Here is a 16,408-nt window from a genome sequence, read left to right as displayed (position 1 = left end):
CTCGGCGTTCGTGAGAGGTGTCCATGAAGCGGAGTGCGGTGCTGGCAGCGGTGGTGGCGGCTGTGCTGGTGGCGGGGTGTGGTGGGTCGCCGGATCAGGCGGCTGGTGGAGATGCCGGGCCGGAGACGGGGACGATCACGTTCACGGGGACGGACAACGCGGATACCTACAACCCGGTGATCTCCGCCTTCCAGACGAAGTATCCCGGGATCAAGGTCACCTACCTGCAGATTCCGTTCGATCAGTTCAACGCGACGATGCAGCAACGGCTGAGCGCGAAGGACGCCGGGATCGACGTCTATACGGTGGACGAGCCGCGGGTGTCGCAGTTGGCCGCGAAAGGCTTTCTGACCGACCTGAGCGAACTGGACAGCCGCGCGAAGACCTCGTTCGGGGAGACGGCGTACCAGGTCAATCACTTCCGCGACAAGCTGTGGTCGCTGCCGATGTGGAACTCGACGCAGTTCCTCTTCTACAACAAGACCGCGCTGGCCAAGGCGCAGGTCGCGCCGCCGACCGCGGACCCGGCCAAGCGCTGGACCTGGGAGCAGGTCGAGGCGGCCGGGCGGAAGGCACAGCAGGCGGGGACGAAGTACGGGCTGTTCACCGAGCAGCCAGAGGCCTACTACCAACTGCAGCCGCTGGTGGAGTCGCTCGGCGGTGGCTCCGGCATCACCGGCGACGACGCCCTCACCCCGGCCGTCGAGACCGACGGGTGGAAGAAGGCCATGCAGTGGTACGGCGCGACGTACCGGAGTGGCCTGTCACCTCGGGGGATCGGCGGGTTCCAGACCGGCCCGGTGTTCAGTGCCGGCAACGCGGCGTTCTTCGTCGGCGGTCCGTGGGACCTGAAGATCTTCGGTACGGCGAAGTTCGACTGGGGTGTCGCGCCGATGCCGTACTTCGCCGGGGGCAAGCCGGTGACGCCGACCGGCTCGTGGTCGCTGGGGATCAACCCGGCGTCCAAGCAGCAGGGGATGGCGCGGAAGTTCCTGGAGTTCGCGACGCTCGACGCCACCGGCAACCTACTCACCACGCAGACGACCACGATCATCCCGGCCAACCTCGCGGCATTGAAGCAGTACCTGCCCGCGATGGACGACTACTCCGGTCAGCACACCAAGGGCGCGGCCGCGATCACGGCGTACGAGGCAGCCAGTACGGCGACCTCGCGGCCGGTGAGTGTCGGCTACATCCAGTTCGAGGAAGTGATGGGCAAAGCGTTCGCCGACATCCGCAATGGCAGTGAACCCAATGCCCGTCTCGCTGAGGCCACCCGTCAGTTGACGGAGGCTTGGAAGTCGATCAAGTGAAGCAACAACGGCAGGGGCTGATCGCGCTCGCCTTCCTGGCACCCGCGTTGATCAGCCTAGCGGTGCTCCGGATCGGCCCGGCGATCTACGCACTCGTCGAGAGCTTCTACGCCGAGAGCCTGCTCCGGGGCGGCCGCGTCTTCACCGGCTTGAGCAACTACTCGGACCTGTTGGCCAACAAGGACTTCCGGCAAGCCGTCTGGATCACCCTCCTCTTCACCGTGCTGGTGAACCCGATCCAGGTCGTCGCCTCGTTCCTGCTCGCCATCCTCTTCACCCAGCGCGCACCCGGCACGAGGCTGTGGCGCACGCTCGTCATCCTGCCGATCGCCACCCCACCCGCCGTCTCGGCGGTGATCTGGAGCGTGATCTACCGGCCGGACGGAATCGCCAACAGCTTTCTGGCCCGGCTCGGCCTTCCGGACCAACCGTTCCTCACCTCGTCGAGTCAAGTCCTCCCAGCCCTGATCGTGCTGCTGTCCTGGATCGGCGTCGGCTACTGGATGCTCTTCCTGATCGCCGGCATCCAGGACATCCCGGACGAGATCCGCGAAGCCGCTCTGCTCGACGGCGCCGGTGCCTGGCGCCGGATGATCTCGGTGACGCTTCCCTTGGTACGGCGGCCACTCGCGTTCGTGCTCGTCGCCGACACCGTCTCGAACCTGCTCGTGTTCGCACCCGTGCAGATCCTCACCAAGGGCGGACCGAACGGATTCAGCAACCTCCTGATGTACGACGTCTACACCCGTGCCTACGCGTTGGGCGACATCCACGTCGCCCAGGCCGAGGTCGTCCTGCTCCTCGTACTCACGCTCGCGATCGTCGCCGCGCAGTTCCGGTTGTTGCGAGGCGACCGATGAGACGGCTCAGTTTGTCGGCGCTCGGCGCCGTGATCGGTCTGCTCTTCTTCATCCCACTGCTCTGGGTGGTCACGAACTCGCTGCGCCCCGGCTCGGAGACCTTCGCCCATCTCAGCCCGCTGACCTGGGAATCGTTCGTCGAGCTGCGGCCGACATTCCTCAACTACCGCGACCTGTTCGGCGGCGAGATCGGCCGGGCGACATTCAACTCGATCCTGGTCAGTGCAGTCACCGTCCTGGTCGGCCTGGCGGTCTGTGCCTCCGCCGCCTTCGGGTTGGCGGCGTTCCAGTACCGCGGTCGCGGGCTCGCGTTCGGCATCGTCGTCCTGAGCTTCCTGGTGCCGTTCGACGCGATCGCGATCCCGCTGTCCACGATGTTCCGGGACTGGAACCTGACCAACACCTTCACCGGACTGATCCTGCCCGGCATCGGCAACGGGATGGCGATCTTCCTGCTCCGGCAGTTCTTCCTCGGCATCCCGACCGAGCTGGTCGAGGCCGGCCGCCTCGACGGGCTCAACTGGTTCGGCGTGTTCCGGTGGATCTACCTGCCGTTGTCGCGGCCCGCGCTGATCGGTGCCGGTCTGATGTTGTTCCTCTTCCAGTGGCAGTCCTACGTCTGGCCGCTGTTGATCGGTACCGATGCCAAGCACATCGTCGGCCCGGTCGCCCTCGCCAACCTGCAGGGGCAGAACTTCACCGACTACGGCCTGGTCTTCGCCGGTGCCGTCGTCCTTACGATCATCCCGCTGGCTGTGATCGCAGGTTTCCAGCGGTACTTCGTCCAGTCCGTCTCCTCCAGCGGACTCAAGTAGGAAGTGACCTCGATGCGCCAACTGATCCTCGACACCGACATCGGCTCGGATGTCGACGACGCGATGGCCCTGGCCCTGATCCTGGGCACCCCCGGCCTGGACCTCGTTGCCACCCACACCGTGTACGGCGACACCCGGCTCCGCGCCCAACTGGCCCGCCGGTACGGCGCTCTGGCCGGCCGCGACCTCACAGTCGTCGCCGGTACGACGGAAACGCTGTCGGGCCGCAAGGTGTGGTGGGCCGGTCACGAAGGCACGTTGCACAGTGGCCTGGAGGCGGAGACGTTCGCACCGGGCAGTGCGCCCGAGGACCTCATCGCCCGACTGCAAGCCAACCCTGGTGAGCTTGATGTTGTTGCGATCGGCCCCCTGACCAATCTGGCCGCGGCACTCGAGCTGGAGCCGCAGATAGCGCAGTGGATCCGCCACCTCTCGGTGATGGGCGGCCACTTCGGTCCGGACTCCAAGCCCGAGCACAACTTCAAGAGCGACGACGTGGCTGCGCGGGCCGTCCTCACGGCCGGCATCCCGACGACGATCACCGCGATCGAGATCACGGAGCAGGTGGCCATCGGAGCGGACCTTCTGCAACGCATCCGGGCGGCCGGCCCACTCGGTGCTGCGCTGGGTGCGGATATCGAGCAGTGGTGGGCGTACTGGAAAGAGACGTGGAACGTGCCGCACGACCCAGTTGCCGTGCTCACACTGTCCCGGCCCGACCTGTTCAACCTGTCGCCGCGAGGCCGGATCACAATCGCGGATGGTGGTCTCAGTACATTCACTCCGGATCCGGCGGGTACCGTGCGCATCGTGACCGATCTCGACACCGCCGCCGTGGCTGAGGAGATCACCGCCCGCATCGTGGCCGCTGGTGGGGAGACTGATGGCGACGGCTCGTGACGTCGCAGAGCGAGCCGGTACGTCGACTGCTGTCGTCAGCTACGTCTTCAACAACGGTCCGCGCCCAGTAGCCGAGGCAACCCGGCAACGGGTGCTGGAGGCGGCGGCTGAGCTCGACTACAAGCCGAACGCGGTCGCCCGCGCTCTGAGCGCCGGACGCACCTTCTCTTTAGGGCTGTTGATCCCACAGGTCCGCAACCCGTTCTTCGCCACACTCACCGAGCACCTGGAGATCGTGGCGCGGTCACACGGCCACCTGCTGCTCATCGGCGACTCGGCGGGTGATCCGGCGCAGGAGTCAGCGCACATCGGTTCATTCATTGAGCGGAAGGTGGATGGCGTCGTACTGGTGTCTCTGCTGGCGGAGCCGGCGATCCGGCGGTTCCACTCGGCCGGCGTGCCGGTGGTTGCCTTGCACCCGGTACCGGATGGTGTGACGGTCTCCACGTTGTCTATCGACTACGTGGCTGCGGCTGAGGCCGCTGTGGATCACTTGCTGGCCCACGACTACAAGACGCTGGCTGTCTTAACGGGCCCAGAAGACTCACCCGGTACGGCGCAACACCGGGCCGGCGTGGAGCGGGCGCTGGCGAAGCATCCCAAGACGACAGTGCGGTACGCCGCCGGCCCGGTATCCCGGTTCGCCGCGCGGGACGCCGTACAGGCTTGGTTTCAGCAGAAGCGGCCACCGCGGGCTGTCTATTGCGCTACCGACGAGCAGGCGTTCGGGGTGCTGTTTGCTGCGTGGGAGGCCGGACTGCGGGTGCCGGAGGACGTCGCGGTGATGGGTGTCGACGGCACCGATGAGTGTGCGGTCTCGATCCCACCGTTGGCCAGCGTGCGTCAGCCGGTCGACGAGATCGCTCGGCAGGCCGTAGACGTACTACTGGCCGCCCCCGATCGGGAGGCGGCCAGAGTGGTCTTGGATTTTGCGTTGGTACCGCGAACGTCCTGTGGGTGTTGATTACTCCGAAGCGCGGCGCAGTGCTTCGGAGAGACGCTCTGCTGCGGCCATGACGGCCGGGGCGTGCATGCGGCCGGGCTGACGGGACAGGCGCTCGATCGGACCGGATACGGAGACCGAGGCAATCACCTTGCCACTGGGGGAGCGGACCGGTGCCGAGACCGAGGCAACGCCCTGCTCACGCTCACCGACCGAGTGCGCCCAGCCGCGACGCCGTACGCCGGCCAGTGCGGCAGCGTTGAAGGTCGCGTTGTGCAGGCCGCGGTGCATGCGCTCCGGGTCCTCCCAGGCAAGCAAAATCTGAGCAGCTGAGCCGGCCGCCATGGTCAGCTGGCTGCCCACGGGGACGGTGTCGCGCAGACCGGACGGGCGCTCGGCCGCTGCCACACAGACGCGGTACTCGCCCTGGCGGCGGAACAACTGGGCCGATTCACCAGTGATGTCACGCAGTCGGGCCAGCACTGGACCGGCGGTGGCCAGCAGACGGTCCTCACCGGCGGCGGAGGCCAACTCGCTGAGTCGCGGGCCGAGCACGAAGCGTCCCTGCATGTCCCGGCCGACCAGCCGGTGGTGCTCGAGAGCGACCGCCAACCGGTGTGCCGTCGGCCGCGCCAGCCCCGTGGCCGCCACGAGTCCGGCCAGGGTCGCCGGTCCGGACTCGAGTGCGGACAGAACGAGAGCTGCTTTGTCGAGCACGCCGACTCCGCTAGAGTTGTCCATGAGACGATATTGCCGTCTCGAATCGTGGAACGCAAGTCGCTTCGGTGCCTCGATCGAGAGCACTGTGAGCCAAAGCACCTCACCACACAGCAAACCTCAAAGGAGAGTCTGATGGGTAGGACGTTGTCGGAAAAGGTCTGGGATGCGCATGTGGTGCGCCATGCCGACGGAGAGCCCGACCTCCTTTACATCGACCTTCACCTGGTTCATGAGGTCACCAGCCCGCAGGCATTTGACGGACTGCGGCTGGCCGGACGGAAGGTTCGCCGGCCCGATCTGACCATCGCGACCGAGGACCACAACGTCCCGACGCTCGATGTGGACAAGCCGATCGCCGACCTGGTGTCGCGTACCCAGGTGGACACGCTGCGCAAGAACGCCCAGGAGTTCGGCGTCCGGATCCACACGCTCGGCGACCCGGACCAGGGCGTCGTACACGTGATCGGCCCGCAGCTCGGCCTGACCCAGCCCGGGATGACCGTGGTCTGCGGTGACAGCCACACCTCCACGCACGGCGCCTTCGGGGCGATTGCCTTCGGCATCGGTACCAGCGAGGTCGAGCACGTGCTGGCCACCCAGACACTGATGCAGGCACGGCCGAAGACGATGGCGGTCACGGTCGACGGCGTACTGCCCGACGGCGTCTCGGCCAAGGACCTGGTGCTCGCGCTGATCGCGCAGGTCGGCACCGGTGGCGGCCAGGGCTACATCGTCGAGTACCGCGGTGAGGCGATTCGCGCGCTCAGCATGGAAGCGCGGATGACGATCTGCAACATGTCGATCGAGTGGGGCGCCAAGGCCGGCATGATCGCGCCGGACGAGACGACCTTCAACTACCTGCAGGACAAGCCGCATGCGCCGCAGGGCCTCGACTGGGAAGCCGCGGTCGAGTACTGGAAGAGCCTGGCGACCGACGAGGACGCCACCTTCGACCGCGAGGTCGTGCTGCGCGCCGAGGACATCGCGCCGTTCGTCACCTGGGGAACCAACCCCGGCCAGGGTGTTCCGCTGTCGGCCAACGTGCCGTCGCCGGACGACTTCGACAACGAGAACGACAAGATCGCCGCTGAGCGCGCGCTGGAGTACATGGGCCTGACAGCCGGTACGCCGCTGCGCGAGGTGAAGGTCGACACCGTGTTCCTAGGCTCCTGCACCAACGGCCGGATCGAGGACCTGCGCGCCGCGGCCGGGGTCCTGGCCGGGCGGAAGGTTGCCGACGGCACCCGGATGCTCGTCGTACCGGGATCGGGCCGGGTCCGGCTGCAGGCCGAGTCCGAAGGTCTGGACCGGATCTTCAAGGACGCCGGTGCCGAATGGCGTGGCGCGGGCTGCTCGATGTGCCTGGGCATGAACCCGGACACGCTGGCTCCCGGTGAGCGCAGCGCGTCCACCTCGAACCGCAACTTCGAAGGCCGTCAGGGCAAGGGCGGCCGCACCCACCTGGTCTCGCCATTGGTTGCCGCGGCCACCGCAGTCACGGGGACGCTCGCCGCTCCCGCAGACCTGCAGCCGGTCGATGTGGCCGTACCCGAGAGCGTCTGAGGAGCAACGGAATCATGGAAGCCTTCATCCAGCACATCGGTACGGCGGCCCCGCTGCGCCGCAGCAACGTCGACACCGACCAGATCATCCCGGCCGAGTACCTGAAGCGGGTCACCCGGACCGGCTTCGAGGACGGCCTGTTCGCTGCCTGGCGCAACGATCCCGGGTTCGTCCTGAACCAGCCGGAGTACGGCGGTGTCTCGGTGCTCGTGGCCGGACCCGACTTCGGCACCGGATCCTCGCGGGAGCACGCGGTCTGGGCGTTGCTCGACTACGGATTCCGCGTGGTCGTGTGTTCACGCTTCGGCGACATCTTCCGCGGCAACTCCGGCAAGGCCGGACTGCTGGCGGCGCTGGTCAGCCAGGACGTCGTCGAGCAGCTCTGGACGACGATCGAGAACGACCCGGGCACCAAGGTGACCGTGGACCTGGAGAACAAGACGATCTCGGCCGGTGAGCTCTCGGCGCCGTTCGAGATCGACGACTACACGCGCTACCGGCTGCTGAACGGGCTCGACGACGTCGGCATCACCTTGTCCCACGAGGCCGACATCTCGGCGTACGAGGCCACCCGGCCGTCCTTCAAGCCGGCCACGCTGCCGGCCAAGGCTTAGAGGTAAGGGCTATCGCCTCTGTAACGCTTGGCGCTGCAGGGGCGATAACTCTGGTGTTACCCTGGCGTGGTTGTCCGACAAGGCTTGCGAGACCAAGGAGGTGAGGCGCTGATGAACAGCAGCGAACCCTCCAGACATACGGGTCTCGCCTGACTTTCTCTCCACGTGCAGTAGTGGTCAGGCAGACGTGACATGCGCTCACTCACCTGAACCACCGCACCTGGAGGACTCATGTCCGACCTTCGCCTGCGCCCGTTCCGCTCACTGCGTGGCACCGCGCGGAAGCACGCTGCACCTGCCCCTGTGATCGAGCCCACGGTCGAGAAGCCGCGCGATCCCCACAAGCCCAAGGGCCACAGCGTCGTCGACAGCGCGATCTACTGCGACGGGCGCCGGATCGCCTCGCCCGAATCGCTGGCCGAGACCTATCGCGTGCTGCACAAGGCGCCGCGCGGCCTGGCCTGGATCGGCCTGTACCGCCCGGACCAGCGCGAACTGAACTCGCTGGCCAGTGAGTTCGACCTGCACGAGCTGGCCGTCGAGGACGCCATCCAGGCCCACCAGCGGCCGAAGCTCGAGCGGTACGGCGACACGTTGTTCGTGGTCCTGAAGGCCGCGCGGTACCGGGACGCGACCGAGGAGGTCGAGTTCGGTGAGGTGCACATCTTCGTCGGCCCGGACTTCGTGGTGACGGTCCGGCATGCCGAAGCGCCCAACCTGGCGGCGGTCCGGCGCCGGGTCGAGCACGACCCCGACCTGCTCAACCTCGGCACCGAGGCTGTTCTCTACGCGATCATGGACAAGGTGGTCGACGGCTACGCACCCGTGGTCGCCGGCCTCGAGAACGACATCGACGAGATCGAGACCGAGGTCTTCCGCGGCGACCCGAAGGTGTCGCGGCGCATCTACGAGCTGTCCCGTGAGGTCATCGAGTTCCAGCGCGCGACCCGGCCGCTGGTCGGGATGCTGCAGGGACTGCGCGGCGGTTTCGACAAGTACGGCGTCGACGAGGAACTGCAGCGTTATCTGCGCGACGTGGCCGACCACGTCACCGAAGTGGTCGAGAAGGTCGACGGATTCCGTGAACTGCTGCGCGACATCCTGACGGTGAACGCGACCCTGGTGGCCCAGCAGCAGAACGAGGAGATGAAGAGTCTCGCGCTGGCCGGCAGTGAGCAGAACGAAGAGGTGAAGCGGATCTCCGCGTGGGCGGCGATCCTGTTCGCACCGACCCTGATCGGCACCGTCTACGGGATGAACTTCGACAACATGCCAGAGCTGCATTGGCAGTACGGGTACCCGTTCGCGATCGGCCTGATGGGGTTGGTGTGTGTGGGTCTGCACCAGATCTTCAAGCGCCGCGGCTGGCTGTAAGAGGTCCCGGAAACGCCGCAAAACCTCGCAGGAACACCCGATCTGGGCTGTTTGGGCCAAGAATCGCCTAAAAACAAGCCGAATTGCCGCGTTGGTGTTTGGCAACGGCCTGTTCAGTCCATAACGTTCCTGTGAGATCGAGCGCTGTGCTCGACACCTAGTTCACGGAGGGAAGACAGTGAACAAGAGCCAGTTGGTCGAAGCGCTCGCAGTGCACTTCGACGGAAACCGCCGCCAGGCTCAGCACGCCCTGGAGTCGATCATCGACACCATCCAGCGCGAGCTGACCAAGAAGGGTGGCAAGGTCGCCATCACCGGTTTCGGTGCCTTTGAAGCCATCGATCGTCCGGCCCGCCTGGTCCGCAACCCGCGGACGAACCAGGTTCTGAAGGCGAAGAAGACCGTGGTGCCGAAGTTCCGCGCGGGTGCGGAGCTGAAGGCCGTTGTCTCCGGTGCGAAGAAGCTGCCGAAGCTTGTCGCCCCGAAGGCCACCGCGACCGCCACCAAGGCGGCCGCTCCGGCCAAGAAGGCCGCGCCGGCCAAGGCCGCCGCGACCAAGACCGTAGCCAAGAAGGCCCCGGCCAAGGCCGTTGCCAAGAAGGCCGCTCCGGTCAAGGCTGCCGCCAAGAAGGCTGCGCCCGTCAAGGCCGCCGCCAAGAAGGCCCCGGCCAAGAAGGCTGCTCCGGTCAAGGCAGTAGCCAAGAAGGCGCCGGCCAAGAAGGCCCCCGCCAAGAAGGTCGCCGCGAAGAAGGCTCCGGCCAAGCGCGCAGCACGCTGAATTACCTAGCACTACGGCTGAAGGCCGGTCACTCCCTCCAGGAGCGACCGGCCTTCGCTGGTTCTACAGGACGGTGGCGAACGCGACCTTGGTGATCGCCAGGCCCGCACCGGAGCCGGTGGTCTCGATGCGGACGCGCTGGCCCACCCGCAGCAGGCGAACCGGAGTCTCCGCGATCGCGTGCACGCTAAAGGGAAGCTCGATCCCGGTGTCGGTCAGCACCGCTCCGGAGAAACTCTCACTGTCGTAACGGCTCACGGTGGCTTGCATGTCAGCAGGCTAGGCCTTCGGATCCGGTGACGGAACCCAGCACCAGCGACATCACGTCGGCGGTCGCGGGACCGACGCCCAGCTGGATCGCGTGCGCGAGATCCGCCGCGGTGTCGACATCACGCCGTACCGAGTCGATGCCGGTCAGCTCGATCGGCACCGCGCCGGACGCCTGGTGGGCCAGGGCGGAGCCGACACCGAAGCGGGGGTCGAGGTCGACACCGGCGGCCGCCGCGAGCATCGTCGTACCGGTGCCGGGTTCGTCGATCACGAACGACCGCGGGGCTGTGCAGGCAGCCAGTACGGCGGTGAGCTCGGCCGGACGCAGTGCGGGCAGGTCGGCCGACAGTGCAGCCACACCATGCCCTGGGAAGCGTTCTGCGGCGATCGAGGCGCCGTACCGGAGGGCGCCGTTGAGGCCGTCGTCGCCAAGATCCGGTACGACGTGTGCTCCGACCGCGGTCACGTCCGCGGCGACGACCGGGTCGTCGGTGACCACGAGAACCGCGCGCACCAATCCCGAAGCCAGCGCGGCCGCAGTAGTGTCGACAGCGAAGGCGCGCGCGAGCTCCGGGCGGTGCTGCGGGTAGGCCGCAGCCAGCCGGCTCTTCGCGATCGCCGTACGCTTCACCGGGATCGCCAGGATCCAGGGAACGACCTGTAGGTCTGCCATCAGGCAGGATTCTCCCATGGCGGAGAGCAGTGACCAGCACCAGGAGGCAGTAGTGGACGACCCGAGGCCGCGGCGGGGTTTCTGGTTCGGCGTGATCGTCGCGCTCGTCAAACCGTTCATGCTGACCTGGACCAAGCCGGTCTTCACCGGCCGGGAGAACATGCCCCGGACCGGTGGCGTGGTGTTCGTACCGAATCACATCTCGCATTTCGACCCGTTGGTGCTCGGCTTCTTCATCTGGGAATGCCGCCGGATCCCGCGGCTGCTCGGCAAGGCGTCGTTGTTCAAACTGCCGATCCTCGGCCGGATCATCACCAGCGCCGGTCAGATCCCGGTGCACCGCGATTCCACCCAGGCCGCGGATGCTTTTCGCGACGCGGTGGCGGCGGTCGAACGCGGTGAGTGCGTGGGGGTTTATCCCGAAGGCACCATTACCCGCGATCCGGAGCTGTGGCCGATGACGGGAAAGACCGGTGCCGCCCGGATCGCGTTGATGACCGGGGCGCCGGTGATTCCGGTCGCGAACTGGGGTGCGCAGGAGATTCTGCAGTCTTATACGGGTCATCTGCGGATCCGGCTGCTGCCGCGCAAGACGGTGCTGGCGCGCGCGGGGAAGCCGGTCGACCTGAGCGCATTTCAGGGCAAGCCGATCACCAACCAGCTGTTGCACGAGGCAACCGAGGTGATCATGGCCGCCCTCGCCGAGACGCTCGGTGAACTGCGCGGTGAGACCCCGCCGAAGGAATTGTTCGACTTGCGCAAAGCCCGTCGTGAGGAGAAGGAATGACCAAGGTCGCGGTGTTCGGTGCGGGCTCGTGGGGGACCGCGTTCGCCACGGTGCTGGCGGGGGCGGGGAACCAGGTCTCGTTGTGGGCCCGGCGGCAGTCGGTCTGCGACGTGATCAACACCCAGCACGAGAACCCCGACTACCTGCCGGGGATCCGCCTGTCCGAAGCGATCACTGCGACGCACGATCCAGCGGCTGCGGCCGAGGGCGCGGAGGCCGTCGTACTGTCGGTGCCTTCGCAGTCACTGCGGGAGAACCTGCGGGACTGGGCCGGGGTGCTGCCGGACGCCGTACCGCTGGTGAGCTTGATGAAGGGCGTCGAGGTCGGTACGACGCTGCGGATGTCCGAGGTCATCGCTGAGCTGACCGGAGCCGGCCCGGAGCGGATCGCGGTGGTGTCGGGGCCGAACCTGGCGCGCGAGATCGCTGAGGGACAACCTGCGGCCGCTGTGGTGGCTTGTGCGGACGAGGGTACGGCGAACCGGTTGCAGAAGCTGTGTCACTCGGGCACGTTTCGGCCCTACACGAACACGGATGTCGTCGGGTGTGAACTTGGTGGCGCGACCAAGAACGTGATCGCGCTGGCGGTGGGGATGGCGGTGGGCTTCGGGTTCGGGGACAACGCTCGGGCATCGGTGATCACCCGTGGTCTGGCGGAGACGGCTCGGCTGGGTGCGGCGCTGGGCGCGGATGAGCACACGTTCTCCGGTCTGGCTGGGCTCGGTGACCTGGTCGCCACGTGTTCGTCGCCGCTGTCGCGGAACCGGACTTTCGGCGAGAAGCTCGGCCAGGGCATGACTGTTGCCGAGATCGCCGGCGCGACGCGGCAGGTCGCCGAGGGTGTGAAGTCCTGCTCGTCGATCACCGAGCTTGCACACCACCATGACGTCGAGATGCCGATCGCCGAAGCTGTGACCAAGGTTGTCGCCGGAGAGATGACTCCGAAGGACATGCTGTTCAGTCTTGTCTCCCGTTCGGCGAAGGCGGAGCGCTGGTGATCCCCGAAGCCTTCGCGGCCGCCACCACTAACCGCGAAGGGCCAGCTGGTACGGCGTGGCTCGCGACGCTGCCCGGGATTGTCGAGGAGCTGGTCGATCGCTGGGACTGCACGCCGGACGGCGACTGGATGCACGGCGAGGTCGGCGTGATCGTGCCGGTTCAGCGTTCTGGTGAGCCGCTGGTGCTGAAGGTGTCGTTCACCCATCCGGGAAATGTGCACGAGCCAGACGCCTACATCGCCTGGGCAGGTCGCGGCGCGGTCCATCTGCACGAACGCGCCGACGAGTACTACGCCATGCTGCTGGAACGTGCCCACGCCACGACGTTGCGCGATTCAGGTGCAGACGTTGCGGCGGTAGGCGGTGCGATGAGCCGCCTGCTGACAATCCCAGCCCCGGATGGACGCGGCGCCTTGGGTGACGCTCCTGGTCCGCGCGAACTCCCTCGGCTGCAGGACCGGGCCGACGAGTGGGCCGCCGAACTCGCGAAGGACGCCGCGGAGTTTGCCGGAGCGCTGCCTGACGTAGTGGTCGCCCGGGCCTTTGGCGCGATCGACGAGTTGGTGCGGGAGCAACCCGACGTACTGATTCACGGGGATCTGCATCACCGGAACATCCTGAGCGCCGATCGGGAGCCGTGGCTGGCGATTGATCCGAAGGGGTTGATCGGCGATCCGGCGTACGACGCCGTCACGTTCCTGAAGGCGCGGACTCTCGTGCTGATGAAGGGTGACCTGCTGGCTGGCCTCGAGCGGGAGTTCGTGGCGTACTGCGAGGCGGCGGAACTCGACAAGGCGCGGGTACGGCGGTGGATTCAGCTCGAGCTGGTGCGGACGGCGTACTGGGTGCGGCGGTACGGCGTCGGGGCTGTCCGGCGTGGAGACATCTCGCAGGATCCGGCGGTGCGGATGATCGACGAGCTCGCCGTCAACTGGGCGTGACCCCTGGGTTCACTAGCGTCTAGGTATGGACCAGATCGATGCCTTCGTCAACCGGTTCGCGGTGTGGATGGACGAGTCCGGTGCGATCGCCGAGCCGGATCCCGACCTGATCCGGGAGCTGCTCGAGTGCCGGGCCGCGGTTCTCGGGATGAGCGATCCGTGGGCCTGGCCGCCGAAGGCGCTGTGGCGGACGGTGGCCGAGGTCGCGCCGTTCTCGTTCCCGATCGACGACGAGACCCGGGCGGCCTTGATCCGGACGCTGCCGTTGTTGCGCGAATTCATCGTGATGGAGGGTGCGGCGGAGTCGACCGCCGGGCTGCGCAAGGAGACCACGGCGTTGCTGACGATGCTCGAGGGCGGGTCGGGCCGGCTGATGGCATCTCCGCCGGAGTGGTCCCTGCAGCGGCGAACCATGCGGCTGTGGCGCGACAAGAGCTTCCAGCCGCCAGGCGACGAAGCGGACGGAAGTTGGTCGCAACGATTCGCCGCGATGCCGTGGGAGAGGCGAGACGAGCTGGTCGGTCCGCTGCGGCGGCCTCCGTTCGAGCTGTCGAGACCGTTGTGGGGCGACGTGTCGGTGCCGCGCCCCAAGACGGTGCTGCCCTCGGTGCTGGCCGAACTGGCTCGACGGGCGCCGCTGATGACGGCCGTGATCGAGGTGGCCGAGTACCTCGCCGACCGGCCGGGCGTGTGGTCGGGAACCCGGTTGGCCGACGACGTCGTACAACAGGTGCTGGCGGCAACGAGTCTGACCGATGCCGGGTCAGTCCAGGAGGCTTGGCGGCTGGCGGTGCTGGCAGGCTTGCTGTGGCCGACGCCGTTGCAGACCTTCCGCGGTGAGAAGCTCGACCTGTGGGCCGACGCCGGCGAGGTCCTGCAGATCTGGACGGACGTAGCCCAACAGGCCGCTTCGGATCTACCGGATCCATTGCGTGAGCAGGTCTTCCGTCGGGTCCTGACGTCGTACTTCCCGGGACCGTCGACCGAGCCGGAGACACCGGCCGAACGGGTTGCCGTCGATCGCTTGCGGCGGCTCGGCGTCCTCGACGACACCGGTCTGACTGCCCTCGGTCTGCAAGGGCTGGTCTTCCGGTGGGCTCGATGGGAGCAACTGGGGGAGTGGCTGCTCACGGCCGGTCCATGGCGGCCCGAGCTGTCCACGGCCGATCTGCACGCTTGGTTGCGCGGCATGTTGTTCGGACTCGTTGTCGACGAGGTCGGTGGCCGGTGGGTCCAGGACGCCGACCCGCAGGTCTTCGCCGGCCAGTTGGTCGACGCGATGCTCGTGATCGATGACGGAGCGGCGCGGGCGATGGCCTTCCTCGTACTGGCGCAGCTCGGGTCGTCGGTCACGGCAGTGGTCGACCGTCTGAACGGCACCGTCCTGCACGCCTACCGTTCGCTCTGGCCAAGTGGCGACGCTGTCCGGACCACCAGTACGGCGGAGCTGGAGCTCTGGGTGGGCGACCATCGGGAGTACTACGCGGTTTTCGGCCGGACAGTGGAGCGGATGCGGCCCGGGATGCAGATCGACACGAGTGGCTACGACTTCCTGGGCGGCGACCCGGCACGCCGGCCGGCCACCAACGGGCCTGCCGACATGGCGGAGCTGACCGCTCTGCAGGAGAGCTTCTTCGCCGCGCGGGCGGACTTCTACGAGATGTTCGGGTCAGGACAGGACGTGCTGCTGGACCAGGATGGCGGCACCACGGAGGGCGGCGTCCGGTCCTGACCCGGCGGTGACCACCCGCAGGCCTTTGGTGGCCAAGGGCAACGATCTGGCATAGATGGTTTCGCGGAGGCCGGCGAGCAGGTTGTCGCCGGCTTGGGCGAGGGAGCCGCCGACGACGATGACCGACGGGTTGAGCAGGCTGACGGCGGCGGCGAGGACGGTACCGATCTCACGGCCGGCCTGGCGGACCGCGGCGGTCGCTTCGGCGTCGCCTTGGCGGACGAGCCGGACGATGTCGTGGCTGGTCGTCGCGTGCTCGAGTTTGGCGGCGAGTGCGGCCGACGAGGCGACCGCCTCCAGGCAACCGGTGTTGCCGCAGCGGCAGAGCTCGGTGTGACCCGGGGTTTGGATGTGGCCGATGTCCCCGGCGGCGCCCTGGGCGCCGCGGTGCAGGCGGCCGCCGCTGATCACGCCGGCCCCGATACCGGTCGCGACTTTGACGAACAGTAGGTGCTCGACATCGGCGTACTCGGTGGCGTGTTCGCCGAGCGCCATGATGTTCACGTCGTTGTCGACGAGTACGGGCCCGGGGAGCTCACGCCCGAGTCGCCCGACAACGTCGTACGAGTCCCAACCGGGCATGATCGGCGGGTGGTTCGGGCGGCCGGTGGAGTGCTCGACCGGGCCGGGCAGGCCGACGCCGGTACCGGCCAGGTCGGCGGGGGAGCGGCCCGCTGCCTTCAGCAACGATCGGCCCTGGCGGATGACCTCGGTCAGCACGACTTCGGGGCCTTCGGCAATGTTCAGCGGCGTTGTGGAGCGGTCGAGGATCTCGCCGGTCAGGTCGGTGAGGGCGACCGTCAGGTGGGTGGCACCGACGTCCGCGGCGAGGATCAGCCTCGCTCGCGGGTTGAGCCGGAACCTGGCCGGCGGTCGGCCGCCCGTCGACGCGGCCTCACCGGACGGTACGACGAGTCCGGACGCCAGCAGCGACTCGATCCGGCCGGTCACGGTCGAGCGGGCCAGGCCGCTGGAATCGATCAGCTCGGCCCGGGTCCGCGCGCGTCCGTCCAGCAGGAGCCGGAGGACGGCGTCGGGGGCGTCGGTCATCACTTCCGGCCCTTTCGTCGACGGCGGCGCTGGCTTTTGCTTGACAGGGTACAAAAGTCTCACATAGCGTCCTTCGA

Annotated in this window: 17 protein-coding genes; 13 read left to right on the top strand and 4 right to left on the bottom strand. The window is 67.4% G+C overall.

What is annotated here, in order from left to right; genetic code table 11:
* Window positions 1–23 precede the first annotated feature (23 nt).
* Genes ACIA49_RS27375 through ACIA49_RS27355 form a run of 5 tightly spaced genes read left to right on the top strand, consistent with a single transcriptional unit; the run spans window position 24 to window position 4,852 of the window.
* Window positions 24–1,313, top strand: a complete 1,290-nt coding sequence (locus ACIA49_RS27375; RefSeq protein ID WP_396380187.1) for an ABC transporter substrate-binding protein — start codon at window positions 24–26, stop codon at window positions 1,311–1,313.
* Window positions 1,310–2,173, top strand: coding sequence for a carbohydrate ABC transporter permease (locus ACIA49_RS27370; protein ID WP_396380186.1), 864 nt, complete (start codon window positions 1,310–1,312; stop codon window positions 2,171–2,173). The genes ACIA49_RS27375 and ACIA49_RS27370 overlap by 4 nt, the downstream gene beginning before the upstream one ends.
* The gene (locus ACIA49_RS27365) at window positions 2,170–2,988 is read left to right on the top strand and encodes a carbohydrate ABC transporter permease (protein WP_396380185.1); all 819 of its coding nucleotides are present in this window, start codon (window positions 2,170–2,172) and stop codon (window positions 2,986–2,988) included. Before ACIA49_RS27370 ends, ACIA49_RS27365 begins: the two co-directional genes overlap by 4 nt.
* 12 nt (window positions 2,989–3,000) lie before the next feature.
* On the top strand, window positions 3,001–3,888 hold the full coding sequence (locus ACIA49_RS27360; protein WP_396380184.1) for a nucleoside hydrolase: 888 nt from the start codon (window positions 3,001–3,003) through the stop codon (window positions 3,886–3,888).
* Window positions 3,872–4,852, top strand: coding sequence for a LacI family DNA-binding transcriptional regulator (locus ACIA49_RS27355; RefSeq protein WP_396380183.1), 981 nt, complete (start codon window positions 3,872–3,874; stop codon window positions 4,850–4,852). The genes ACIA49_RS27360 and ACIA49_RS27355 overlap by 17 nt, the downstream gene beginning before the upstream one ends.
* Here ACIA49_RS27355 and ACIA49_RS27350 read toward each other — a convergent pair whose 3' ends face one another.
* A complete protein-coding gene (locus ACIA49_RS27350) occupies window positions 4,853–5,572 on the bottom strand; it encodes an IclR family transcriptional regulator (protein ID WP_132176781.1) in 720 nt (239 codons plus the stop codon).
* A 111-nt stretch (window positions 5,573–5,683) separates the two neighbouring features.
* Between ACIA49_RS27350 and leuC the strand changes: the two genes are divergently transcribed.
* From leuC to ACIA49_RS27330, 4 genes are all read left to right on the top strand, one after another.
* Complete coding sequence (gene leuC / locus ACIA49_RS27345; RefSeq protein ID WP_396380182.1) at window positions 5,684–7,114, top strand: 3-isopropylmalate dehydratase large subunit; 1,431 nt, start codon at window positions 5,684–5,686, stop codon at window positions 7,112–7,114.
* Between the two features lie 14 nt (window positions 7,115–7,128).
* On the top strand, window positions 7,129–7,728 hold the full coding sequence (gene leuD / locus ACIA49_RS27340) for a 3-isopropylmalate dehydratase small subunit (protein ID WP_396380181.1): 600 nt from the start codon (window positions 7,129–7,131) through the stop codon (window positions 7,726–7,728).
* Window positions 7,729–7,959: 231 nt separating this feature from the next.
* Window positions 7,960–9,102, top strand: coding sequence for a magnesium/cobalt transporter CorA (gene corA / locus ACIA49_RS27335; protein WP_396380180.1), 1,143 nt, complete (start codon window positions 7,960–7,962; stop codon window positions 9,100–9,102).
* 178 nt (window positions 9,103–9,280) lie between these two features.
* The gene (locus tag ACIA49_RS27330; RefSeq protein ID WP_391546527.1) at window positions 9,281–9,880 is read left to right on the top strand and encodes an HU family DNA-binding protein; all 600 of its coding nucleotides are present in this window, start codon (window positions 9,281–9,283) and stop codon (window positions 9,878–9,880) included.
* 63 nt (window positions 9,881–9,943) lie between these two features.
* Here ACIA49_RS27330 and ACIA49_RS27325 read toward each other — a convergent pair whose 3' ends face one another.
* Window positions 9,944–10,150: a hypothetical protein gene (locus ACIA49_RS27325; RefSeq protein WP_396380179.1), complete on the bottom strand. Its 207-nt coding sequence runs from the start codon at window positions 10,148–10,150 to the stop codon at window positions 9,944–9,946.
* A 1-nt stretch (window position 10,151) separates the two neighbouring features.
* A complete protein-coding gene (gene cofC, locus ACIA49_RS27320) occupies window positions 10,152–10,823 on the bottom strand; it encodes a 2-phospho-L-lactate guanylyltransferase (protein WP_396380178.1) in 672 nt (223 codons plus the stop codon).
* 16 nt (window positions 10,824–10,839) lie between these two features.
* On the opposite strand from cofC, the gene ACIA49_RS27315 reads away from it, so the two are divergent.
* Genes ACIA49_RS27315 through ACIA49_RS27300 form a run of 4 tightly spaced genes read left to right on the top strand, consistent with a single transcriptional unit; the run spans window position 10,840 to window position 15,281 of the window.
* A complete protein-coding gene (locus tag ACIA49_RS27315) occupies window positions 10,840–11,610 on the top strand; it encodes a lysophospholipid acyltransferase family protein (RefSeq protein ID WP_396380177.1) in 771 nt (256 codons plus the stop codon).
* Window positions 11,607–12,608, top strand: a complete 1,002-nt coding sequence (locus tag ACIA49_RS27310; protein WP_396380176.1) for an NAD(P)H-dependent glycerol-3-phosphate dehydrogenase — start codon at window positions 11,607–11,609, stop codon at window positions 12,606–12,608. The genes ACIA49_RS27315 and ACIA49_RS27310 overlap by 4 nt, the downstream gene beginning before the upstream one ends.
* Window positions 12,605–13,549, top strand: a complete 945-nt coding sequence (locus ACIA49_RS27305) for an aminoglycoside phosphotransferase family protein (protein WP_396380175.1) — start codon at window positions 12,605–12,607, stop codon at window positions 13,547–13,549. Before ACIA49_RS27310 ends, ACIA49_RS27305 begins: the two co-directional genes overlap by 4 nt.
* Before the next feature lie 25 nt (window positions 13,550–13,574).
* Entirely contained in the window at window positions 13,575–15,281 is a 1,707-nt protein-coding gene (locus ACIA49_RS27300; protein ID WP_396380174.1) for a hypothetical protein, read from the top strand.
* Here ACIA49_RS27300 and ACIA49_RS27295 read toward each other — a convergent pair.
* Window positions 15,219–16,331 carry an ROK family protein gene (locus ACIA49_RS27295; protein WP_396380173.1) on the bottom strand — a complete coding sequence of 371 codons (1,113 nt, stop codon included), beginning with the start codon at window positions 16,329–16,331 and terminating at the stop codon, window positions 15,219–15,221. The two genes, ACIA49_RS27300 and ACIA49_RS27295, sit on opposite strands and share 63 nt — an antisense overlap.
* Window positions 16,332–16,408: the final 77 nt, after the last annotated feature.

Source organism: Kribbella sp. NPDC051587 (assembly GCF_044453945.1).
Taxonomy (GTDB): domain Bacteria; phylum Actinomycetota; class Actinomycetes; order Propionibacteriales; family Kribbellaceae; genus Kribbella.
Note: the sequence above shows the minus strand (reverse complement) of the source record. Positions and strands in the feature narration are given on the sequence as shown.